Source organism: Paenibacillus catalpae (assembly GCF_900112695.1).
In the GTDB taxonomy this organism is placed as follows: domain Bacteria; phylum Bacillota; class Bacilli; order Paenibacillales; family Paenibacillaceae; genus Pristimantibacillus; species Pristimantibacillus catalpae.
This window is the reverse complement of the sequence record NZ_FOMT01000003.1, coordinates 431,690-454,448: the sequence shown is the minus strand read 5'-3', so window position 1 is coordinate 454,448 and position 22,759 is coordinate 431,690. Positions and strand designations below refer to the sequence as shown.

General features: G+C 51.2%; 16 protein-coding genes. 1 reads left to right on the top strand and 15 read right to left on the bottom strand.

Annotation, left to right across the window (positions count from 1 at the left end):
• Positions 1–45 precede the first annotated feature (45 nt).
• The 14 genes from BM200_RS15685 to BM200_RS15620 form a co-directional block, all read right to left on the bottom strand.
• On the bottom strand, positions 46–684 hold the full coding sequence (locus BM200_RS15685; RefSeq protein ID WP_091187175.1) for a hypothetical protein: 639 nt from the start codon (positions 682–684) through the stop codon (positions 46–48).
• 13 nt (positions 685–697) lie between these two features.
• Entirely contained in the window at positions 698–1,096 is a 399-nt protein-coding gene (locus BM200_RS15680) for a permease prefix domain 1-containing protein (RefSeq protein ID WP_091187173.1), read from the bottom strand.
• Positions 1,093–1,422: a PadR family transcriptional regulator gene (locus tag BM200_RS15675; protein WP_091187172.1), complete on the bottom strand. Its 330-nt coding sequence runs from the start codon at positions 1,420–1,422 to the stop codon at positions 1,093–1,095. Before BM200_RS15675 ends, BM200_RS15680 begins: the two co-directional genes overlap by 4 nt.
• Before the next feature lie 375 nt (positions 1,423–1,797).
• The gene (locus BM200_RS15670; RefSeq protein WP_091187912.1) at positions 1,798–3,081 is read right to left on the bottom strand and encodes an alpha-L-fucosidase; all 1,284 of its coding nucleotides are present in this window, start codon (positions 3,079–3,081) and stop codon (positions 1,798–1,800) included.
• A 33-nt stretch (positions 3,082–3,114) separates the two neighbouring features.
• Positions 3,115–3,987, bottom strand: a complete 873-nt coding sequence (locus BM200_RS15665; RefSeq protein ID WP_091187170.1) for a sugar phosphate isomerase/epimerase family protein — start codon at positions 3,985–3,987, stop codon at positions 3,115–3,117.
• Between the two features lie 33 nt (positions 3,988–4,020).
• Positions 4,021–7,164, bottom strand: a complete 3,144-nt coding sequence (locus BM200_RS15660) for an alpha-mannosidase (protein WP_091187168.1) — start codon at positions 7,162–7,164, stop codon at positions 4,021–4,023.
• Between the two features lie 5 nt (positions 7,165–7,169).
• Positions 7,170–9,479 carry a glycoside hydrolase family 3 N-terminal domain-containing protein gene (locus BM200_RS15655; RefSeq protein WP_091187165.1) on the bottom strand — a complete coding sequence of 770 codons (2,310 nt, stop codon included), beginning with the start codon at positions 9,477–9,479 and terminating at the stop codon, positions 7,170–7,172.
• A gap of 85 nt (positions 9,480–9,564) precedes the next feature.
• Positions 9,565–11,229: a type 2 periplasmic-binding domain-containing protein gene (locus BM200_RS15650; RefSeq protein ID WP_091187162.1), complete on the bottom strand. Its 1,665-nt coding sequence runs from the start codon at positions 11,227–11,229 to the stop codon at positions 9,565–9,567.
• A 149-nt stretch (positions 11,230–11,378) separates the two neighbouring features.
• Entirely contained in the window at positions 11,379–12,278 is a 900-nt protein-coding gene (locus tag BM200_RS15645) for a carbohydrate ABC transporter permease (protein WP_091187161.1), read from the bottom strand.
• Positions 12,279–12,292: 14 nt separating this feature from the next.
• On the bottom strand, positions 12,293–13,201 hold the full coding sequence (locus BM200_RS15640; RefSeq protein ID WP_245773039.1) for an ABC transporter permease: 909 nt from the start codon (positions 13,199–13,201) through the stop codon (positions 12,293–12,295).
• A 302-nt stretch (positions 13,202–13,503) separates the two neighbouring features.
• Positions 13,504–15,726, bottom strand: a complete 2,223-nt coding sequence (locus BM200_RS15635) for a helix-turn-helix domain-containing protein (protein ID WP_175532885.1) — start codon at positions 15,724–15,726, stop codon at positions 13,504–13,506.
• A 108-nt stretch (positions 15,727–15,834) separates the two neighbouring features.
• Complete coding sequence (locus tag BM200_RS15630; protein WP_091187154.1) at positions 15,835–17,226, bottom strand: alpha-L-fucosidase; 1,392 nt, start codon at positions 17,224–17,226, stop codon at positions 15,835–15,837.
• A 2-nt stretch (positions 17,227–17,228) separates the two neighbouring features.
• On the bottom strand, positions 17,229–19,013 hold the full coding sequence (locus tag BM200_RS15625) for a glycoside hydrolase family 35 protein (protein WP_091187153.1): 1,785 nt from the start codon (positions 19,011–19,013) through the stop codon (positions 17,229–17,231).
• A gap of 508 nt (positions 19,014–19,521) precedes the next feature.
• Entirely contained in the window at positions 19,522–19,905 is a 384-nt protein-coding gene (locus tag BM200_RS15620) for a cupredoxin domain-containing protein (protein WP_175532884.1), read from the bottom strand.
• 277 nt (positions 19,906–20,182) lie between these two features.
• Between BM200_RS15620 and katA the strand changes: the two genes are divergently transcribed.
• On the top strand, positions 20,183–21,634 hold the full coding sequence (gene katA, locus BM200_RS15615; RefSeq protein ID WP_091187910.1) for a catalase KatA: 1,452 nt from the start codon (positions 20,183–20,185) through the stop codon (positions 21,632–21,634).
• Between the two features lie 92 nt (positions 21,635–21,726).
• Here the strand turns inward: katA and BM200_RS15610 are convergent, their stop codons facing one another.
• The gene (locus BM200_RS15610) at positions 21,727–22,725 is read right to left on the bottom strand and encodes a type I glyceraldehyde-3-phosphate dehydrogenase (protein ID WP_091187147.1); all 999 of its coding nucleotides are present in this window, start codon (positions 22,723–22,725) and stop codon (positions 21,727–21,729) included.
• Between the last annotated feature and the right edge of the window lie 34 nt (positions 22,726–22,759).

The following is a 22,759-nucleotide window of genomic DNA, read 5'->3' as shown; positions in this document are numbered from 1 at the left end:
AGTTCCCCTCTGTCCTTATGGACATTCCATTTAATCTGGGTTAGATCAGTTCTTGATTCTCTTAACCTGAAAATAGTACATGCTAAGCGGCCACCACAATACGGCGAAGATCGGATAAATCGCCCAGATGGTATCCGGAGACGAAACCACATTGACCGTAATAAAGAACGCAATCATTAGTGAGCTGGCAGAGATGGAAAAGCTGTAGTACTGTTTCTTACGGACATAATAGAGTGCAAGCGGCCACCAGATCACAGCAAAAGCAGGATATATGGCCCAAGGATAATCAGGCGACATAACAGCATTTAAGATCGAATAGTACAAAATCGCACTTATGCCTGCAATTACAGCGAACGTTAACGTCTTTGCTTTTGACCCGCTATACATCACAATCGGCCACCATATGACCGGAAATACGGCATAGACGAACCACGGATACTCGGGGGATTGCATATAGTTAATCGTAAGCATAAGGATGATAACGAGCAGGCTTCCGAGCAAGGAATACAGCTTGTAATAGCCTTTTCTTACGGATGCCAGGCTGAGCGGCCAGAACAATAATACAAACGCCGGATAAATAAACCAAATATCACTTGGGGTAGTTAAGAAATTCACGATCATAAAAAACAAGATGCTCATCAAGCTGCCAATTGCGGCAAATCCCACTTGCTGCCTATCTATCATTAGGTCGACCTCCTCACCTTAAGCGCAACCAATTAAACACCATGGACAACGGCCACCAAAGAACAGCAAATGTCGGGTAAACGAACCAGATCACATCCGGGGTATAATAGAAATTCACGAATACAACAAGTGCGATGATCAGAAGGCTGCCCCAGATCGAAAAACCAAGATTTAATTTGGCGTTATTCCTTCTTGTAGGCAGTTTGTGTCCAAGCTGCTGCTTGATCTCCTCGATGTCTCCGAACTCGACAATCGCTTTGTTGATCGCATCCTCTTCTTCCTTCCCCTGCTCCATCAAGTCGAATACCTTCTCCTGAAGGTTAGCCACAATTTCCTGTTTGATGATCTTCTTTTTCTCGCTCTCCGGAATACCCTTGAACAATTCGTCTACATGCTGCTTTATTGATTTCAAATCAATCCCTCCATGAACACGTCGATAATTTCCTTGATTTCCTGCCATTCTTTAACCGTTTCCCGCAAATAGGCCTTGCCTAATGTTGTTATTCGGTAGTATTTCCTCTGTCCTCCATGAGAGACATCTCCGTAATATGACTCAATAAGCTCCTTATTCTCAAGCCTTTGGAATACCGCATACAAGGTCGCTTCTTTAATCTGGAATCTGTCCTTCGTTCGCAGGCTGATCTCTTTAGAAATTTCATATCCGTACCGATCCTTTTCCAGGATCAAGCGTAAGATAATTGGATCCAAATGCCCGCGAATAATGTCGCTCCTAATAATACTGAGCCCTCCTTGCTTAACTATTCTATCTGATAGAGTAATACTACCCTAAAGTACTCTACGTGTCAAAGTAATCTTTATTTTTGGAAAATAACCTGTCATCTACATAAGGAAAAACCTGCTCGAAAGCAGGTTAAATCCGTCATATCCCCAATAAAAATGAACAGGCCAAAAATTAAGAAGTTCTTCATAAATTTTATGAAGAGTTATTAATAATTTCCAATTACAATGAGAATATGTAATGGTTAACACGCAAGACCAATAAACGCTCACTCACCAAGGATTTCTGGTTCGCAAAGCCACAATGATGACATCTCACGCAGATGTTTAATTAAAAAAGAAACCTAACGTAAAAGCCGTTAGGTTTCTTTGCAACTACGAATCGGTGTCCCCCGCATAGTGGAAGCTCAGCTCACGGAGAACAGGCTCCCCGTCGCAAGCCGTCACTTCCACGATCACTCCGGCCACTTTGACCGCTGGGATGCGGATAATCGCTTTATGGCCGATGTTTCGACCCTCGTAGACGGCTACCGGCGTATGGGTCTTCGCCGATAGCACCGACACGGTGAAGGAGAGCACGCACTCGCCGTCCGTCAAATTCTCTTGGATGATAATGTGATCAATGATATGCGGCATCGAAGCTTTGTATCGCCATTGCCGCCCTTCCTGCCGACATGCGTCAAGCGACGCGATTGGCCCACCGAAGCGGCGACGGATTTCGTCTCCAAACGCCGTTAAATGCGCCGTATCCTTGGCAGGCAGCAAGCCTTCGCGGTTTGGTCCGATGTTGAGCAGCAGATTCGTGCCACGGCCAATGGACAGGTAATAGAGGCCCATCAGCTCGTCCACACTCTTAACCATGTGTTCGTCATTGTCACTGTAGAACCAGGTGCTGCCGTTCTGCCGCATCTGCACGTCGCATTCCGCAGGCAGCCATAACCGTTTGCCGAATTGTTCCTTCTTCTCCGTGTAGATCGAGAAGTCGGCAGATTCGACCGTGTTCCAGCACGGAATTGGGGCAATGCCGTCCTCGTTGCCGATCCAGCGGAAATCCGGATCGCCCATGTTGAAGATTAGAATACTCGGCTGCAGTCGGCGGATCGTTCCGATAATCCGAGGCCAATCGTATTCGTGATTCTCGGAGCCGCAGCCGTCGAACCACAGGATATCGATGTCGCCGTAATCACTAAGCAGCTCAGTAATTTGATTGACGAAATAATCGTCATACGCCTGCGCATCCTGCGAATAGAAATCGGCCGAGCCATCGTAAGGCGAGTAATACAAACCCACCTTTACACCGTACTTACGGCAAGCGTCAACGTATTCGCGCACGACGTCGCCTTTGCCATCTTTCCACGGCGACGCTTCGACCGTGAACCGGCTGTACTTGGACGGCCAGTTGGAGAAGCCATCGTGATGCTTCGCAGTCAGGACCGCGTATTCCATTCCCGCTTCCTTGGCTGTCCGAATCCACTGCTCGCAGTCGAGTTGGACCGGATTGAAATCGGCAGGCGTCATCTTCCGCTCGTCGAAATCAGCATAGCCTTCATAGAACGTCCGCAAGCCGAAATGCAAGAACAAACCAAACTCCCAATCCTGATAAGCCAACTGTTTGGCCGTTGGCACGATGCGCGATTCTTCCGTCTTATCTGTCTGCATGCTCAAATCCGCCTTCCCCATTAACGAATTTTCTTAGGCTTCCTGCCACAGCTGACGAAGATTGTCCATTGCGATCCGCGAAGCCATCTTGCACTCTTCCATGCCTTCGAATTCGACCGTGACGTTGCCATCATACCCGGAGCCTTTTATCAGCTTCACGATGCGGCGCAGCGGAATCTCACCATGCCCAACGATCGCCCCGCGCAGATAGTTGCCGTTGCTTGTGCGGAACCAGTCACCGCCGCCGGGAGACTCGTCGAACGAACGGAAGTAGAAATCTTTGAAATGCACCAGAGATGCATAAGGCAAGTTCTTCATAACGCCGATGACCGGATTCTCATCCACGCACATGAAATTGCCAACGTCGAGCGTCGTCTTGAAATTCGGACGGTCTACCGCCTGCAGCACCCGCTGTACCCGGTCGCTCGCCTGAACGCTGAAGCCGTGATTCTCGATCGTTGTCGTAATACCGAATTGCGCTGCATAGTCGGCGATAATCCGGCTGCCTTTGATGATAAGCGGCAGGCTCTCTTCGAACCAGGCGATCGTCGTCTGCTCCTTCTCGATCGAGAACGCCGTCACGTCGTGGCGCATATGCTTTATGCCGAGCCGGTGAACGAGATCAACATGAGCTTTGACGCGGTCCATCTCCGCCTCGAAAGACGGTTCATCCGGCTGCACGAAATTCGCCGGCATAGAATAATTCGACAGCTCGATGCCGACCGCCTTCGCCTTCTCTCGCACCGCGTCTGTCAATTCCGGGTTATCGACGAGTGTGAAGCCGTACGGCACGATTTCCATATGCTCCCCGCCGTTCTCTTTAATCCAATCAATTGCGTCCAGAACCGTCATTTCGCCGGAATTGAGAGCTCCAAGCAAGCTGTACGTACTTAATCCGATTTTCATCGCGGTTACCGCCTCTCCCATGATTAAAATATACTAGAACAAATGAATCGATTTGATCTCAAACGGATTGAATATCAGCTCCACTGTACCATTCGGGCCGACGCTGCAGGTTTCCATGACATCTTCCAGCAAATTAACAACGTTAGCACGTTTCGTGGCCGGCGGCAGCTCGAACACGATCCTATCGCGACTGCCGGTCGATTCGTAGAACCGAAGCACAATGCCCTCACCGCTTTCCGCAGGCTTCACCGTGTCGAGCACAACCGTACGGCTTTCAAGTTGCATCAGCGTATTCGTCGACGGCAGCCGGCCTTTGCCTGCGCCGTTCCCGCTTCCTGCAGGCAAATGAAGCAAGGTTGCCGGATGATTCAGCTCAGCTGCTCTACGCACGACTTCGGCGCTGCGCCAATCCTGCTCATGCGGATAGAGCGCATACGTAAATTCATGCTCGCCTTGATCTGCCGTGTTATCCGGCCATTTCGGAGCACGCAACAAGGAAAGGCGAAGAACGCTATTCTTAACGTCATAGCCGTACTTGCTGTCGTTCAGCAAGCTGACCCCGTAACCACCTTCCGAAATGTCCGCCCATCGATGCCCGCACACTTCGTACTGCGCTTGCTCCCAGCTCGTATTGCGGTGCGTTGGACGTTCCAAGGCACCAAACGGAATTTCGTACGCCGCTTTGGTAGACAAGATGTCCATAGGGAACGCTACCTTCAGCAATTTGTGGTTTTCCCGCCATAACACGCGAGTTTTGAAATCGACGCGCTTCTGATTCGGATAGAGAATCAGATCCTGCGTGATAAGTGACAGTCCAAGCTTCCACTCGAACCGGATAATATCGGCTGTGTCGCCGGACAAGATAAGCCGCTTCCCAATAAGCTCAGCCTGTCCAGCTGGCTGCTGCTCGTACTTCGGATCGATGTCCCACGCATCCCAATACGTTGGCTTGTCATGGAAAAACTGCAGCTCGTTCGCCTTGGCGCCCGGCCGTAGCAGTTCGCGCTGCGCCGCTTTGTCCCACCAGCGCACGATCTCGCCTCGTTCGTTGAATTCCAGCCGGTAATGCACGGTTTCCCATTCACTCAAGTCGGTCTCGTTCAGGCTAGCGCTCCGCTGCTGATCTTCTTTGCCAGCCGCTTGCCGCAGCCAGATCGTCTTGTAGCCAAACGCTGGAATCGCCTGAACCGTCACCATCAACCCGCCTTGTTGATCTCTTCCTGCCGCTTCATCCGACAGCCAATCGCATGGCAGACGGAAGCCCGCTTCATCATAGGCGCAGGTTCCTGCAAGCTCCGCTCCGCCTGTGATGAGAATCGTGTCTTCGCGCTCCCAGCCAAGGCTGTTGAACACCATGTACGGCGTTCCTTCGCCCACCGCGTCTACCGCTCCCGCTAGCGCAAGCAGCGCTTGGTCCAGCTCCTTGCCGCCAAGCGAGAAGATTTCCTCGTACTCCGTGGCCGAGGTCTCGTACGTCTCCGTAATCGCCGTGCCCGGGATGATGTCGTGGAACTGATTAAGCAGCATAAGCTTCCAGCCCCGGTTCATCGCTTCGGCATCCATGTCCGCGCCCGTGTAAGCGCGAGCCAGCGTGCCCCAAATTTCCGCTTCGCGGTAGAGTGCTTCCGCTTTGCGGTTGCTTCGCTTGTTCCGGCCGTGCGTCGTCAGCGTGCCGCGGTGCAGCTCCAGATACAAGTCACCATGCCATTCCGGCAACGTCTCTGCAACATGGCCGACCTGTTCGAAGAATGCGCCAGCCGTGCTGAAGCTGCCCGCAGGCAGACCCGGCATTAGACTACTTCGCTGCACGAGCTCAATCATGTCGCGCGTCACGCCGCCCCCGCCGTCGCCATGTCCGTAAAGAAGCATCAGCTCATTGAGCTTGTCCTTCTGTCTGTAAGCGTTCCAGCTCTCTGCCACGTTTTTTGGCCTCGTATTCTCATTAAGCGCATGGCTTAGGTAAGAAACAATCGATGTTCCGTCGATACCGATCCAGCGGAATAATTCATGCGGGAACTTGTTCGTATCGTTCCAATTCAGCTTGGTCGTCATGAAATAATCAACGCCAGCAAGCTTCAGAATCTGCGGAAGCGAAGCGCAATAGCCGAACGTATCGGGCAGCCATTCGATCGCCGATCCTTTGCCGAATTCATCACGGTAAAATTGCTGACCATGGAGGATTTGGCGGACGAGCGATTCGCCGCTTGGAATGTTCAAATCCGGTTCCACCCACATGCCGCCGACGAGCTCCCATCGTCCTTCGGCGACTGCCTTCTTGATTTTGGCATACAGCGCGGGATCATGCTCTTTCACAAAGGCATACAGAAGCGGCTGGCTTTGAGAGTAGACGAAATCCGGGTACTCATCCATCAGCGACGTCATCGTGGAGAACGTACGGCTTACTTTGCGGACCGTCTCCCTAACCGGCCATAGCCAAGCGATGTCGATATGAGACTGCCCGACCATATGCATCTTGCCCTGTGTCGGAAGTATCGGGAACATGGTAGTAATCCGGTCAGCCAGACGTCGTTCAATGGCCGACAGAATCTCCTGACTATGCCATCCTTCCTCGTGCAAGTCGTCGCAGGCTTGCATGGTTTCATACAGCGCATCGAGCTGACGCCCGCGGTTATTGTCCTGCTCGGGCAACAGAATCATCGTCTCATAAACAGCCTGCACGGTATAAAGCAAGCTTTGTGCCGCCTTGTTTAATCGGACAAGCTTTACATCGAACTTCGTCACAGGTGGGTTGACCGGCGCCTGATTGTTAAGTGGATCGACAGGCTCTGGAATCGGGTCAAACAGCTCAAATTCCAGCAGCGGCGTTAGGCCCACTCCTTCCAAATACAACGGAACGACTTTATGATTGCGGTCGATGCCTTGATAGGACGCCCCATTGACGCGAAGCAAGCCCTCGCCGCCGCCGCTGATTCTCAAACCAGCCGTTCCGGGCTCCCATTCCTGCGGGATGGTAATCTGCTTGGTCAGAAAATAGGTAATCCCATATTGCCCATCGAGCAGCATGTCTGTCTGTTGACTTTCCTCGCCGCCGGGGAGGGTCTCGTATTCGCCCGGAAGACCATAACGGGTTTTCTTAACTTTCCAGTTCTGCAGCGGATGCGACTCCGCCCACCGGCGCTCCGATAAATGACGAATGAATCGATTGATACGATGCATGTGTGTTACCCCTTTCCCAGCACAGTCAAAGCTGCCCACTTCCCTGTTTCTGCATGGCTGCCTACCGTCACCTTGAATACACCTGGCTCCACGACAGGCTTAAGCCGCGCATCCAGCATTAGCAGTTGCTCCCTGCCGACTGTAAATTGCACAGCCTTCGTTTCACCAGGCGCAAGCGACACGCGCTCGAAGCCCTTCAATTCCTTCGTCGGTCTCGTTGTCGAGCTGACAACGTCGGTAATATACAATTGAACGACCTCGGTCCCAGCGGCTTCGCCGGTATTCGTTACTCTAACGGTAACCGTTGCTTCACCATCCGGCATAATCACTGCCGGAGATACTTCCAGCTCACTGTAAGCAAATGTTGTGTAGCTAAGTCCGTACCCGAACGGATAGAGAGGCTTCGTATCCATTTCCAAATACCGTTTGGAACGGCTTCGTTTGGCGTTATAGTACACCGGCAGCTGGCCGACATCCTTCGGCACGGACAAGGTCAGCCTGCCCGAAGGATTGACGTCGCCGAATAGAATTTCGGCAAGCGCCGTTCCCCCTTCCTGTCCCGGATACCAAGCTTCGATAATGGCATGGGCTTGCTCCTCAAGCCAAGGTTCAACGATCGGACGTCCGTTAATATAAACAACGATCATCCGCTTGCCGAGCTTATGAATAGCCTGAGCCAGCTCCAGCTGAACGCCCATCAGATGAAGGCTAGCGCGGTCGATCCCTTCCCCACACTCCATGTCGCTCCATGACAGACCCGATACAACGGATGCACCTGTACGCAAATCAATCGTACCATCGCCGAAATCTCTGGCGCTGGAACCGCCGAGTGCTAGCACGACGACGTCCGCCTGTTCGGCGCAGGACAGCGCGGAAGCGAAGCCTTCACGGGAATCGCCTTGAATCCGGCAGCCCGGTGCATAGAGCACGCGATCCGGAGCCTCCTCGCCGAGCGCGGCCTTGATTCCGTCAAGCAACGTTACGATACGCTCTCTTGGCTGCGGCGACGTATAGTCACCGAGCTGGTTGTAGATATGGTCGGCGTTCGGGCCGATGATCGCGATTTTGCCGGCATGAGTTTTAGACAATGGAAGTGTCTTGTCCTCGTTCTTCAAGAGGACGATGCCTTGGCGGGCGATCTCACGCGCCAGCTCCGCATGTTCCAGGCAGCCGATAACGCGTGCAGCCGCTTCCGGATTGACATAAGGGCGTTCGAATAGACCAAGCTTAAACTTAGCTTCAAGAATCCGGCGTACCGCGAGATCCAGATCAGCTTCGGTGACAAGGCCGTTCTGCAATGCATGATGCAAATGCCCCGCGAACATAGCGCCTGACATTTCCATATCGATGCCCGCCTTCACAGAGATCGCCGAAGCTTCTTCACCGCCTTCGGCTACATCATGGCCCGAAGCCAGCATATTGACGGCACCACAGTCAGTAATGACGAAGCCCTCGAAACCCCAATGTTGACGCAGCACCCCGTTCAGCAGTTCTTCATTCGACGTGCAAGGAATGCCGTCAATCTCGTTGTAGGCCGGCATGATGGACATCGCTCCCGCCTCGACTCCCTTACGGAAAGGTAACAAATCGACTTCGTGCAGCTCGCGTTTTCCCATATGAACAGGACCAGCGTTGCGTCCCCCTTCAGAATGGCCGTAGCCGACAAAGTGCTTCAGCGTCGCAATTAAGCTGCCCTCCCCATCAAGACGCTCGCCCTGCAAGCCCTGCACGGCGGCAACCGCCATCTCACCGGTCATGAACGGATCTTCACCGAAGCACTCCTCGGTTCTTCCCCAGCGCGGATCGCGTACAACGTCCAGCACCGGCGAATAGGTGGCAGCTCCGCCCTGACTGCGGGTTTCCAGCGCCACGGCTCGGCACATCTTGCGGTACAGATCCACGTTCCAAGTACTGCCAATGAGCAGCGGAACCGGAAACACCGTCGCACCAATCGCCATATGGCCGTGCGAGCATTCTTCGCCGAACAGAATAGGGATACCAAGCCGGGAATGCTCGATTGCATATCGCTGAATGTCATTGACAGCGCGGGCGCCTTCCTCCGGTGACAGTCCGTTCTCGAGCGTCACTTCTGTCCAAGGATCCGCACGCAGAGTGCCGTACAAGGAACCGATTCCGCCCTCCTTGATCCGTGCTTGAAATTCGGCATCAAGCTCAATCGTGCCGCCTGACCGCTTATGATACATTTTCCAACCGAATGGCTGGGTCATCTGTCCGATCTTCTCTTCCGCCGTCATGCGCGCAAGCAGATCGTCCGCCCGTTCGGCTGGCGGGAGCGCAGCGTCTTTGTAACGCATCAATCGGTACACCTGCCTTCCTCTCCGAAGACAAGCAGAGTGAAGTATACTCGAAGGTATACTCCCCTCTGCTGTTATCTTTGTCTTAATTTTTCTCAATCGCTAATTGATAAATCTTGATGTACTGCGGCAGGTTTAAACCATCAAACCCTTTCAAATAGGAATCCCAATCCTTATCGAGGTTCTTATCGCCGATAATGAATTGCGCCATATTGGACTGTACATAATCTTTAATGGATGTTGCCAGCTGCGCCATTGTATCCGTATCCTCAGGACGGACGAATGCGCTGGATGGGTAGGATTCTTTTGGTGCATATGGAGCATACGTGCTTGTTGCGTCTGCAAGACGCTTCTCGTAGCCTGCGCCAGTGAGCGGATCTTGCGCTGTCGCAAACAGGTCACGGAAGCTCTTCGACAGATCCTTTGGTCCAAGCAGCGACCAGCTGTCATTACGAACGACGTTAGGGTCAGCCTTCGCCAGGTTGGCAAAGCTATATTTCGCAGGCTGACCTTCGATGTTCTTCTCATCCGCCTTCGCTTTATTCCAGCCAATGCCTTCTTTCAGACCGTATTCGCTGTACAATGCACCTTCTTCGGTAAATGCGTAATCGGCGATTTTGATCGCTGCGATTTGCTGCTCTTCGCTTGCTTTGTTCGTAATGGCCATTGCGAATTCGCCAAAGCCCTGCGACATGCCTGCAAGCTGAACACCTTCCGGTCCTTTCAGTGGCGGAACAATGACCCAATGCTTGGCCCGTGGTTTCGTGTCGTCATACGTATCGACCAGGTAGCTGAGCAGCGCCGTCGTGATGGAGCCTACGACCTCGTCGCCTTCGCGATTGCCGAGCTGGGCGACCGCTTGATCGTTCTGCGTGAAGGATGCCTTGTCGATCAAGCCTTCGCTGTACAGCTTGTGCATGTACGCCAGGCCTTCCTTCCATTCCGGCTTGTTCGCGGCAAAATCAACTTTGCCGTCCGCAATGGTTAAGTACTTGTCATTATCGTTATAAATGAATGAATTCATCAGGAACGAGTCGATGTTGCCGTTCCATACGTATTTGTTCGGTGCGCCAGTCAGCGGAATTTCATCCGCTTTGCCGTTGCCGTTTGGATCTTGCGTCTTGAACGCTTTCAGCACGGTGTAGAGCTCGTCTGTTGTGGTCGGAACTTTGAGGCCGACCTTGTCAAGCCATTCTTGGTTGATCCAATATTTCTGCGAGAATGTGCAGTGGTAGCATTCGTTGAAGCGCGGAATACCGTAAATGTTGCCGTCTGGCGCCGTCATCGCTTCTTTCAAATACGGCTTCTCGTCCATCATTTTTTTCAGATTCGGCGCGTATTTGTCGATCAGATCGTTCAGCGGCACGAGTACGCCTTGCTTGCCGTACGTCATGAGATCAGAGTTCGTGAATTTGCCTTCCAGGAATACTTCCGGATAGTCGCCGCTCGCAAGCAGCAGCTGTCTGCGGTCCACCAGCGCATCCGTTGGCGCAAGATCCCACTTAATGTTGACGTTGAATTTCTGTTCGATATATTTGGTATAGTCGTTATCTTCGAGCGGCGCCTTCCCTTGCGGAGCGAAGAATCCGATATTGATCGTCTTGGCCGGCTTGTCCGCTGCGTTCGTGCCGGAAGCTTCCGTATTCGCGCTATTCGAACCGTTATTGTTTTCTTGACTTCCACATGCGGAGAGCACAAAACTGCTGATGATCATGACAAGCATAAGCGATACCCAGATGGACTTTTTCATAGCATTGATTCCTCCTTGGAATGTATAAGTTCTCTTGTGCCACCCAAACGTCAGCTTGGACGACTCCCCCTGCCATGTCCCGTTAATGCGCTAAATCGCCTGCCGCCTCACCTCCACCTAGAATTTACGAGATTAACCTCCATCATAAATCAGCCTTTCAGGGAACCGATCATGACGCCTTTCACGAAATGCTTTTGCACAAAAGGGTACATAATGAGCACAGGTACGCAAGCTACGACGATCAGCGCGTATTTCAGCACTTGCTCGAAGCCTTGATCCCGCAGCTTCTGAGCCGTATTCGCTAACATCTCCGGATCGGCTGCGTTCAGAATCAACATATTTCGAAGAACATATTGCAGCGGGAACAGATGCTCGGATCTCAAGTAAATGAGGGCATCGAAGTAAGCATTCCAATGTCCTACCGCGTACATCAATGTCATAACCGCGAGAATGGGCTTCGACAGCGGCAGCACAATGCTCCATAGATATCGCGTATCCCGACAGCCGTCCATTTGCGCAGCCTCTTGCAATTCAGTCGGAATCGACGACATGAAGAAGGTTCTGGCGATAATGACCTGGAAGACCGAGAATGCGCTTGGAAGCCACAACGCCCAGCGTGTATCAAGCAGATGCAAATTTTTCACCAACAAATAGGTTGGAATAAGTCCACCGCTGAAGAACATCGTGATCATCATCAGAATCATGATGTACTTGCGGCCTGCCATCATACGCTGCGACAGCGGGAAGGCCATCAATACGGTAAACGAAACGTTGATGAAAGTACCAACAACCGTGTAAACGATACTATTATAGTAACCGAGCATTAACTGCGAGCTTTGGAAAATCGACTTATAAGCTTTGAGCGAGAACTCTACCGGATACAGCCATACTTGCCCAGATACCACGGCGTTAGGAGAGCTGAGGGACGAGCTGAGAATATAAAGCAGCGGGTAAAGCACCGTCAGCGTAAGTGCGCCGAGTAGAACATAAATCGTGACGAGCAAGACGCGGTCGCCGAACGGTTCCCGGATTTTTGATTTGGTCAACATAGACGGCCGCCTTTCTACCACAGACTATTTTCTGAAACTTTACGAGCAATAGCATTAACGCTGACGAGAAGCACCAAATTGATAATGGAATTGAACAATCCCACCGCAGAAGAGAAGCTGAAGTTGGCGCCGAGGAGACCGACCTTATAGACATAGGTAGAAATAACCTCTGACGTGCTCACGTTGAGCGAATTTTGCATCAAGTAGATTTTCTCAAAGCCGACCCCCATCACGCTGCCCAAACTCAGGATCAGCATGGTAATGGCAATTGGAAGCAAGGAAGGTAAATCGATATGGAGAATTTTCTTAATTCGGGACGCTCCGTCCATGCGCGCCGCTTCGTAGAGCGAAGGATCGACGCCGGCTAAAGCAGCGATATAGATAATAGAAGCGTATCCCATTTCTTGCCACACACCAGACCACACGTAAATCGATTTGAACAATTTCGGCTCGCCCATGAAGTTCGTGTCCGACCAGCCGAAGAACGTGAACAACCGATCCACTACGCCAACATGTGGCGAAAGCATCAAGATAATGATCGACACCATAACGACGGTCGAAATGAAATGGGGGGCATACGTGATCATCTGTACGGATTTCTTGAAGAAGCCCGTCCGGATTTCGTTTAACGCCAGCGCCAGGAAAATCGGAATCGGGAAGCCCGCCAGCAAGGAATACAGGCTGATCAGCAATGTATTCTTAATTAACAGCGGGAAGTTCGGCGATTGGAACAGGTCGGTAAAATGTTTGAAGCCTACCCACGGGCTACCCAAGATGCCTTTGATGATATTGAAATCTTTGAAGGCGATAATTACCCCGAACATCGGAATGTACTGAAATATGATTAGATACAGCACCGGCAGAAGGACAAGGAGATACAGCTCCCAACTTCGCTTCATTCTCATCCATGTGGTTTGAACCATCCGCATTACTCCTTCTATCAGAATCCGTTTATGATCCGAAGCGACGGGCCGCATTATGTTTCCTGCCAAGCCCCGCTCGGTTCGATAGCCTGATTCTAGCCCGCCGCCTCAAGAAGCGGCAATTCGTAAGATTCTGCGAGCATGCAATTTTCGTCGGAGCGCTGTCCTGGCGCATAGTGGGCGGTGAAAAATGCGGGCTCCACATTTTTCTACAATGCATGATTTTCGCTGGTCCAGTCGGGCAACAAACAAAAAAACCTTGAGTCTGCCGACAACTTCGGCAGACTCAAGGTTTAATCCATTTACCGTACCGCCTGCTGTTTGCGATAATCGCTTGGTGACATGCCTGCTACGTTCTTAAATGCACGATTAAAGGAATTATAATTAAAATAACCGACTTCCCCGCTGATTTCCTGGAGTGACTGATCCGTCGACAGCAGTAGCAGCTTCGCTTTGTCCATCCGCAGCCCAATTAGGAAATCGACGAAGTTGCAGCCGGATTCCTCCTTAAACAGCTTACTGATGTTCTTCGCGCTGATGGCGAACTTATCGCTCAAATGATCGAGCGACAGCTCCGGATTTGGATAATTATCTTCAATGTACGACCGGATATCCCCGATAACGGCCCGCGTACGCTGCGAATCTTTCAAGACCGTCAGCTTGGCGGCCGCCGCCTCGAAGATGAGCGTGCAGCCCTGCTTCAATTCGTCCAACGTCTCCCAATCGGCCAGCAGCTCCAGCAATTCCGTGCTAGTATCTTTCCACACATTGCGATAATCTTTGGGCAGCTCCATAAACATCCGTTTCAGCTGCTGGTGGAGAAACTGCATAAAGCTCTCGATTTCCTTACGCGATGAGACAGCATCCGTCATCTGGCTGAACAGCTCGTCCATCGGCTTCCGCCATCCACCCTCGGCAAGCCGAATCGCCTGCGCCAGCGCTTGAATGGTGCCGAAAAAATCATGGGAGCGGAACTTCGCTCTTTCCAGCTCCGCTGCGTCAAGCAACCGCCCCATCCCGAGCACGGCTTTGTAATGCAGCAGGTCACGCGCGATTTCGTGCGATCGTCTTATTTCCTCGAGATTGCACGCCATGCCGTGCACGCCGATCGTGACGGAGAAGCTCAAATTGCCGCGCACCCACTCCACGATCTGCTCCCCGATCAACACGCTTAACGCCGCGCCCTCCGAGTCGTCAGGCACCCAAACAATTGCAGACATCCTGCGGTCCGCAATCCATTCCGCCCACACCGAAGCGCCGCTCATCGTAGCGATTTCCTGCGTGACGCTGGAGACAACGAATTTGAGCATCGATTGATCCTGGTGCTGGTAGCGCTTGATAAACTGTGCATAACGGTCGATTTCCAGCTCCAGCATGAAGGCCAAAGTGCCCGCTGGCTGGATGTGAAAAGCGAGCAGATCCGTCTGCCACTCCGTCTCGCGAATCGGGACAGCCCCCTCGACCACCTCTTGGAACCGGTGTTTCTTCTGCAAAATAATCGTTTCCTTGTTCTTCTGCCGCGTCTTTGTCGTTTCCTCCATCAGCTGCTCCAGCGCACCTTGGATGAAGCCGAACTCGTTGCTGCTGGGCAAACCCATGTCGGTATCAGGCTTAATTAACGCACTCGTCCGGATTAGTGATACGAGCTGGCTGACCGGCTTGTAATTGCGGCGCGTAATATGAACGACCCAAATGACGCCAAGCAGTACGACGGCAAACGCGATAATGACCCAAGCGCTGTAGAAGTCTAGCGCAATCTCGGACAGTGTGCCGCTTGCCAGACCGCTTTCAGCTTTCCAGCCAGTATACGTGGAGACGTAATTGCCCAGAATACCTCGTTTGTTAAGCAGCTTGTCGCCATCGTTCATCAGTATGCCTCCTTGGCTGTCGTTGAACTGAACGAAGGTCACATTCGGATTGTACATCGGCGCAATCGTCTGCTTCAGCTTCGCCAAGCTGACGTTGACGACGACGAACCCTTGCTTCACCGTCGAAAACTGTGGGTACCCCTGTACGTACGTGATGACATCAGATGGCACCGACGTTGTGTATGGCTTGAAGCTCCTTTTTCCCGACCATTCGCCAAGCGGCACGCGCTGCTCAATATAGGGCTGAATGAACGATTGATCCAGAAACTTCGACTGCTGCGCCGATCCGTCGCCCAGGATAAACTGATCCTTCAAGCGAATCAAATAGGCCGAGTCGATAATAGCGTAATTCAGCTTCCAGTCATCCATCAGCTTATTTGCCTGGATACTGCCGTATACATCGTTGCTGTTCGTCCCAAAGAATCGCTTCAGTTCGCTGGATGACAGCGTAGCGCGCAAAATTTGATAATCGAGCGCCTTCAGGGAATTGTCCGTAATCCTTATGGCTTGCTCCGCCAAGAACTCATTGGCTTTAACCGCTTGCTTACGATTCTGCTCGCTCAGCGATTGGAAGAACACGACGAACAGGATCGTAACGACCACAACGAACACGGGAAGATACGATAGAAGTAATTTACGAAACCAACTGCTATTCATGTTATCCCTCCCCTCGCCCGCCATTTGTCGGAGCTACCTGTCATGATAGCTTTAAAAAATTAATTTTACACGATATGCGTCAGCCACTCTACCATCGCTGTTCCTATCTTAAGGAAGCAAGCGGAACACATGCGCAATCGGCGCTTTGCCACCTTTCAATTGACTCGCCGGAAGCCGCAAGTTCATTCCCTCGCCGCTGCGCGTGAACGCAACAGGCTCATCAGTGCCAACTAGCTCGACCTTCGAAACCTCATCCGAGTACGGAACGGAAATCGTCGCATTAACCGGCGTATCCTCGCTTGCGTACAAGTACGTGCAGTAGACCGTCTCGCCTTTGCGCGTGAAGGCGCACTCACCTGTGAAGTACGGTGCGCAAATGCGAGTGCCGTACACGGCTTCGCCATGCACCTTCATCCAGGCGCCGAGCTCTTTCATGCTTCTGAGTGCGCCCTTCGGCAATCTGCCGTCCGGCTGCGGGCCAACGTTCAAGGCCAGATTGCCGCCCTTGGCGACGACCTCCATCAAGATGTTTACCAATTGCCGCGCGGATTTATAGCGGTCATCGAACCCGAAGGAGAACGAAGTTCCGAGCGTAATACAGCTCTCCCACGGTACGTTCAGTGGACGCTCTGGAATGGTCTGCTCCGGCGTGACGTAATTCTCGTATGGGCCGCCGACGGTGCGGTCGGCCGAGAGCAGCCACGGCTGCGTCTGACGTGCGCGCTCTACGACTTCGCCGAGACGGATGTCCTGGCTGACTCGGCCGCCTTCTCTTACCCAACCGGCATCAAGCCATAAAATATCGATTCGGCCGTAGTTGGTCAGCAGCTCCATAATTTGTTCATGCGTGAATGACACGAATTTCTCCCACAGCTCCGGATTCTCCTTCGGATTGTACGACGGTCCACGCCACGTATGCGTGCCGCGTTCTGTGTCTGGCGCCCAATAAGTCGGCGTGTGCCAGTCCGCTTTGGAGAAGTAAGCAGAAATCGCTAGTCCCTTGTCACGGAACGCGTCGAAGAGGTTTTTGCATATGTCAGCATAACGGTGCGTATGGAATGGTGTCTCGCTTCCGGTGATGCGGTAATCCGTCGTTTTTGTATCCCACATACAGAAGCCATCATGGTGCTTGGTCGTAAAGATTAGATATTTGAAGCCGCCTTCAGCCGCCGCTTCCGCCCATTTCTCCGGCTCGAAGCGGATCGGATTAAACGTCTTGCCCAGATCGAAATATTCACGTTTCATTTCTTCATAATCATTCGTCCAATCAACGTCGTTTCTGGCCCAGTCGCCGTCCTCGTCGCTCAGAATCCACGATTCAACCATGCCGATCTGAGAATATGGCCCCCAGTGCATCATCAAAGCCAGCTTCTGATCCTTGAACCATTCCAGCCGTTCCAGCGTCACCGGGTTCTCCGGCTTCACCCAATCGGTTTCACTGCTGTAATTGTGGACTCCGTTCTCTACCTCGTGTACAGCTTCTTTCATCTCTTCGCTCATTGCTAATTCCTCCTCGTATCGTTTGCAAGGGAATCCAGTATTGGCGCATCGGTCAAGACGACCGTGGACTCCCGTGTTTGGTGCAGCTCGAAAATGACGATTTCATTGTCGCCGGTGCGCAGGAGCGGCGCAGGTACGTATAATGTCCGCTGCGGCCCTCGCTCCCAATAGCGGCCAAGATTGAACCCGTTGATGAAGACGACGCCTTTCGTCCAGCCCTGCATGTCAATGAATGTATCGGCGCATGCTTCGGCGCGGAACGTTCCTCTGCAGAAGAGCGGTCCCTCCTGGGAGGCCGACTGCCGGCAGTCGTAGCTAAGCCTCGCCAAATCAGCAAGCGGCAAGGGCCGGACTGTCCAGTCGAATAGAAACTGGAAGCCGAGGCGCACCCCTTCGGTGATGCCCTTCGCATCTTTAAGGTAAGGGCCGTAGTTGATCCTGCCCATGTTCTCCACTAGAATATCGAGCCTCGCGCCTCCCGGCGTTATGGCAATCGGCAGCGATTGGACCGTCTGCGACCGCTCGATCGTGCCTTTGTACTCACCGTCTACGAAGATGAGCGCCCTGTCACGAACCTCTTGAATGAACAGCCGCTCCTCCGGCCTTGGACCGGAAACTCTCGTCGAATACAAAATAAAGCCGTACTGCTGTCCGAACTTTTCCATTGGCAGCGGCGCAACTACCTGAACAGGATCGGAGAGCGCTTCTAATTGTCCGAACAAGGCCGCCTGCTCTATCAGCTCGACGCGGCCATAGGCTTGCCTAGGCGCCAGCGCCGGCAGCTCTGGCAAATTCGCCATCTCCGTGTACCGGGCGATCACATCACGCGCAGCGAAATATTTCTCCGTCGGCTGCCCTGTCTCGTCGAGCAGCGCGTCGTAGTCGTAGCTCGTAATCGTTGGCTCGTACAAATTCGGCTCCTGGCAATTCGCGCCGTTATAAAAGCCAAAATTCGTACCGCCGTGGAACATATAGAAGTTGACCGACGCGCCTAGCGACAGCATCTCCTCGAGGACAGCCGCGGCGTCTGCGGCATCGCGCGTATGATGCGGCTTACCCCAATGGTCGAACCAGCCGTTCCAATACTCCATGCACATGATCGGCCCGTCCGGCTGATACTCCTGCAACTTGGCGAAGGACGATGTAGGATGCGAGCCGAAATTGGCCGTTGCGAGTACGCCAGGGACGGAACCGCCTTGCAGCAGAGCGTCTGTCGGTCCGTCGGAAGTAAAGAGCAGCGTATCTACTCCACGCGTAATCAACGCTTGCTTCAGATAATCAAGGTACTTCGCGTCATTGCCATAGCTGCCGTATTCGTTCTCGATCTGAACGGCGATGATCGGACCACCGTTCGTGGACAACAGCTGCAATAGCCGTGGAATGAGTGTGTCATAATACGCATCGACCTTCCGCAGAAACGCCGGATGGCTGCATCTAAGCTGCATATCGGAATCGGCTAGCAGCCACGCAGGTAATCCGCCGAATTCAAACTCCGCGCAAATATACGGACTCGGACGAACGATGACATGAAGGCCAAGGCTGCCCGCAAGCTCGATGTAGGCGCAGACGTCGGCCATGCCATCGAATCGAAACTCGCCTTCCTTTGGTTCATGAACATTCCAGGCGATATACGTTTCGACAGTATTCAGCCCGCAAGCTTTCAGCTTCAGCAGCCGGTCCCGCCAATACTCGGGAATAATCCGAAAATAATGCATCGCCCCGGAGAGCAGACGGACAGGTTTTCCATTGTCCATAAACGTATCTTTGTCTTTCGAGAAAACGCCCATCTCCACACTCCTTTCATCTAATGTTGGCAGAATAAGAATAAACGCGGCATCCCCCGTGCTCAACGGGATTTTTTCGGCTGCTTCACCATTTTCCACCCACCGGCAAGCACTATGCGATTTTCCCGGAAGCCGTTTTCGGCGAAAAAAGTGAAGTGCAGAATACTTTTGGCTCCACCAAATACAAAAAACACGCCTGAAATTAGGCGTGTTTTTTGTTATGATTATTTTTCCCGAATCCAAATCGGATTTAGTGATATTAAATGCCTTGTCCTTTTATCCGCAAGTTGAAAGAATACTTTTCTCCATTTCTTAAAAGTTCGGCCAATCGGGTTAACCGTTCAGATAGTTCACTCCCGGACAAGGTATTATTTAGTTCATATTCAAAGTTATTCATAGTTTTAACATGCTGTACGTTTGGAATTTCTGTCATTCCATTCCGTTCTTTCACTGTTATCATTTTCAAATAAACCTCACTATTGATCTATTTTCCAAGCAAGTTACAGCTATTTTATTCAACTATCAGTTTAGCCTTCATATTGGCGTGGCCTGAGCCGCACATTATATTACAGGAGAATTCATACGTACCCGCCTCATTTATTGTCACAACCTTGGAATCACCGGAGCGAAGTTCTTTGATTTCAAGGTCTTCAAATGCAATGCCGTGTACGCCAGAGCCCGACTCTAAAGTTAGCTTAACGGCTTCCCCTTTTTTAATTCGATACTCAGCTTTATCAAACTCCCAGTTCTTTGCCGTGATAACGACTTCATTCGCAATTGTTTCTGACCCTTCACCAGATCCCGATTGAACTTCTTCATTTTTACTAGCTCCGCATGCTGTTAGCAATATGACATATGCAACAATAATGCCGAAAACCCATGTTATACGAAACACGTTATCCCCTCCTTGTGATGGTAATAGCTTAATTCCTCCCATTTAAATCTATCAATATGCCTTTGTTTATATCTGTCATAGGACTTTCTAATATCTATGGTTAATACCCGCTTCACACCTATTGTTGCGCTGACTTTATAAAGAAAGATATAAACGATAGCTATGTCAAATATAGATAGATCCATATTGATGGATGCCCAAAATGGATATTAAGATGTTTCTGACACCACCCTATTAGGTTGTACTAATTTAATATATTGGAGGCATTAATTTGGAAATCAAGAATGGCCAAATAACGACAAGTTGGGGAGCTCCAGTTGGAGATAACCAGAATTCCATGACTGCCGGCTCTCGAGGTCCAACGCTCATTCAAGACGTTCATCTTCTTGAAAAGCTTGCTCATTTCAATCGCGAACGAGTCCCTGAACGTGTAGTTCATGCCAAAGGCGCCGGGGCTCACGGATATTTTGAAGTCACCCATGATGTATCTTCCTATACAAAAGCCAATTTCTTGTCCGAGGTTGGTAAACGCACGCCCGTGTTTGTACGTTTCTCCACCGTTGCAGGCGAACTCGGCTCTGCAGATACCGTACGTGACCCTCGAGGTTTCGCCGTAAAGTTTTACACCGAAGAAGGAAACTACGACTTGGTAGGAAACAACACTCCTGTCTTCTTCATACGGGATGCCATTAAATTTCCAGATTTCATTCATACGCAGAAACGACACCCTCAAACTCATCTGAAAAACCCTAACGCAGTATGGGATTTCTGGTCCCTGTCTCCCGAGTCCTTGCACCAGGTATCCATCCTGATGTCTGATCGCGGCATACCTGCTACATTCCGTCACATGCATGGTTATGGAAGCCACACGTTTAAGTGGGTCAATGCAAGTGGACAAGGGGTTTGGGTAAAATATCATTTCAGAACGGAGCAGGGAGTAAAAAATCTGGATGTCGAACTAGCTGCCAAACTGGCCGGTGAGAACCCGGATTATCACATGGAGGATTTGTTTCATGCCATAGAAAAAGAAAACTTCCCCGCATGGAAGTTGTATGTTCAAATGATGCCGCTGGAAGATGCGAATACGTATCGTTTCGACCCATTTGATGTAACAAAGGTTTGGTCGCAAAAAGACTATCCTCTTATCGAGGTTGGACGCATGGTACTTGATCGTAATCCGGAAAATTATTTCGCCGAGGTGGAACAAGCCGCTTTTTCACCCGGAGCATTCGTCCCTGGTATTGAGGCTTCTCCTGATAAAATGCTTCAAGGTCGTTTGTTCGCCTATGCCGATGCACATCGCTATCGGGTGGGCACCAATCACAACACGCTTCCTATTAATAAACCTGTCGCCGAAGTGAATAATAACCAGCGTGATGGTCAAATGCGTTATGATCGCAACGGGGGAAATGCCGTATATTATGAACCGAATAGTTACGGCGGAGCAATTGAATCTGAAGCATACAAGACAGCCTCGTTTGAAGTATCCGGTTCAGCCGACAGCGTCCCTTATGACCATAATGATCATTACACCCAACCTGGTGACTTGTACCGGTTACTTCATGCAGAAGAGCGACGGCGCTTGATCAATAACATTGTGAACGCAATGAAACCGGTTGAGAAGGAAGAGATAAAGCTTCGTCAAATCGCCCATTTTTATAAAGCGGACCCTGAATGGGGAAATGCGGTTGCCGAGGGACTTGGTTTAAGAGTTACAGAGCTGGCTTAATAAATCCCTTCATTAAACAAAGAGCAGTTACTGGCGGCTAGTGATAGCCGGAGTAACTGCTCTTTTTTGCGTAATATAATGCTCCAAACCAATTATTGTGCGACAAGAAAAGCAGCAACTTCGGCTAGCCGGGAAGCGTAACCCCACTCATTATCATACCAAGCAGCTACGGATAAAAGCTCTCCCTGCACCTGCGTTAATGGCAGATCAATAATAGAGGAATGAGAATCCCCTACAATACGGGAAGAGGCCCATTCACCCTCCAAAACATCCAGAACTCCCTTAAGTTCCCCTTCACTCGCGGCAAGGCGGAACATTTCATTGATCTCTTGAACGGAGCATGATTTCTCTGTTATCAGATTAAGCTCCGCAATGCTGCCTGTGCGGGTCGGAATTCGGTATGCCTTTCCGGTAATTTGGAGATCGCTCCAAATAAACTTGAGAGCCTTCGCCGCTCCCGAGGATGACGGGATGATATTTTCTGCTGCTGCCCAAGAATCCCGCCGATCCCTCATAGGCTGATCGGTTAATGATTGTGTATTGGTATAAGAATGAACCGTGGAAAAGAGGCCGTATTTAATGCCGTAATTTTCTCTAACTAATTTCACTACAGGTGCCAGCGCATTGGTTGTACAGCTGGCCATACTAATAATTTTATGCTTCTCCGGATCGAAGCTGCTGAGATTAATTCCTTTAAGCAAAACGGCGTCGCAGTCTTCGAGACTTTTGCTTGGCCCGCTGACAAGCACACGCTTGGCGCCGCGATCCAAATGCAATTGTGCGACGGGTCTGGTTACGGCACGTCCCGTACAGTCAACCACCAACTCAACGCCTAGTTCTCCCCAATTAGGCACTTCATTGGACGAATTCAAATACCGGATTTCACGGCCGCCTATGATGATAGCCCCTTCTCGGCCGAGGACCTCTTCAGGCCAACGTTTATAATTCGTATCCACTTCAAAAAGAGCCGCAAGCATAGATTCATCTTTTATATCAGAGATCGAATAAGGTACAAAGAGCTTCTCCTGAAGTGCTACTCTAAGTAATTGCCGGCCGATTCTCCCAAATCCAAATATTGCAATTTTACTCATGATACCCTCCTATTTGAGTGAAGAAAATTGTGTT

What these genes read in the sequence shown, in the direction of transcription:
- BM200_RS15685 (WP_091187175.1), bottom strand. Translation starts at nt 684, where the DNA reads ATGATAGATAGGCAGCAAGTGGGATTTGCCGCAATTGGCAGCTTGATG.
- BM200_RS15670 (WP_091187912.1), bottom strand. Translation starts at nt 3,081, where the DNA reads ATGCAGACAGATAAGACGGAAGAATCGCGCATCGTGCCAACGGCCAAA.
- BM200_RS15665 (WP_091187170.1), bottom strand. Translation starts at nt 3,987, where the DNA reads ATGAAAATCGGATTAAGTACGTACAGCTTGCTTGGAGCTCTCAATTCC.
- BM200_RS15660 (WP_091187168.1), bottom strand. Translation starts at nt 7,164, where the DNA reads ATGCATCGTATCAATCGATTCATTCGTCATTTATCGGAGCGCCGGTGG.
- BM200_RS15655 (WP_091187165.1), bottom strand. Translation starts at nt 9,479, where the DNA reads ATGCGTTACAAAGACGCTGCGCTCCCGCCAGCCGAACGGGCGGACGAT.
- BM200_RS15650 (WP_091187162.1), bottom strand. Translation starts at nt 11,229, where the DNA reads ATGAAAAAGTCCATCTGGGTATCGCTTATGCTTGTCATGATCATCAGC.
- BM200_RS15645 (WP_091187161.1), bottom strand. Translation starts at nt 12,278, where the DNA reads ATGTTGACCAAATCAAAAATCCGGGAACCGTTCGGCGACCGCGTCTTG.
- BM200_RS15640 (WP_245773039.1), bottom strand. Translation starts at nt 13,201, where the DNA reads ATGGTTCAAACCACATGGATGAGAATGAAGCGAAGTTGGGAGCTGTAT.
- BM200_RS15635 (WP_175532885.1), bottom strand. Translation starts at nt 15,726, where the DNA reads ATGAATAGCAGTTGGTTTCGTAAATTACTTCTATCGTATCTTCCCGTG.
- BM200_RS15630 (WP_091187154.1), bottom strand. Translation starts at nt 17,226, where the DNA reads ATGAGCGAAGAGATGAAAGAAGCTGTACACGAGGTAGAGAACGGAGTC.
- BM200_RS15625 (WP_091187153.1), bottom strand. Translation starts at nt 19,013, where the DNA reads ATGGGCGTTTTCTCGAAAGACAAAGATACGTTTATGGACAATGGAAAA.
- BM200_RS15610 (WP_091187147.1), bottom strand. Translation starts at nt 22,725, where the DNA reads ATGAGTAAAATTGCAATATTTGGATTTGGGAGAATCGGCCGGCAATTA.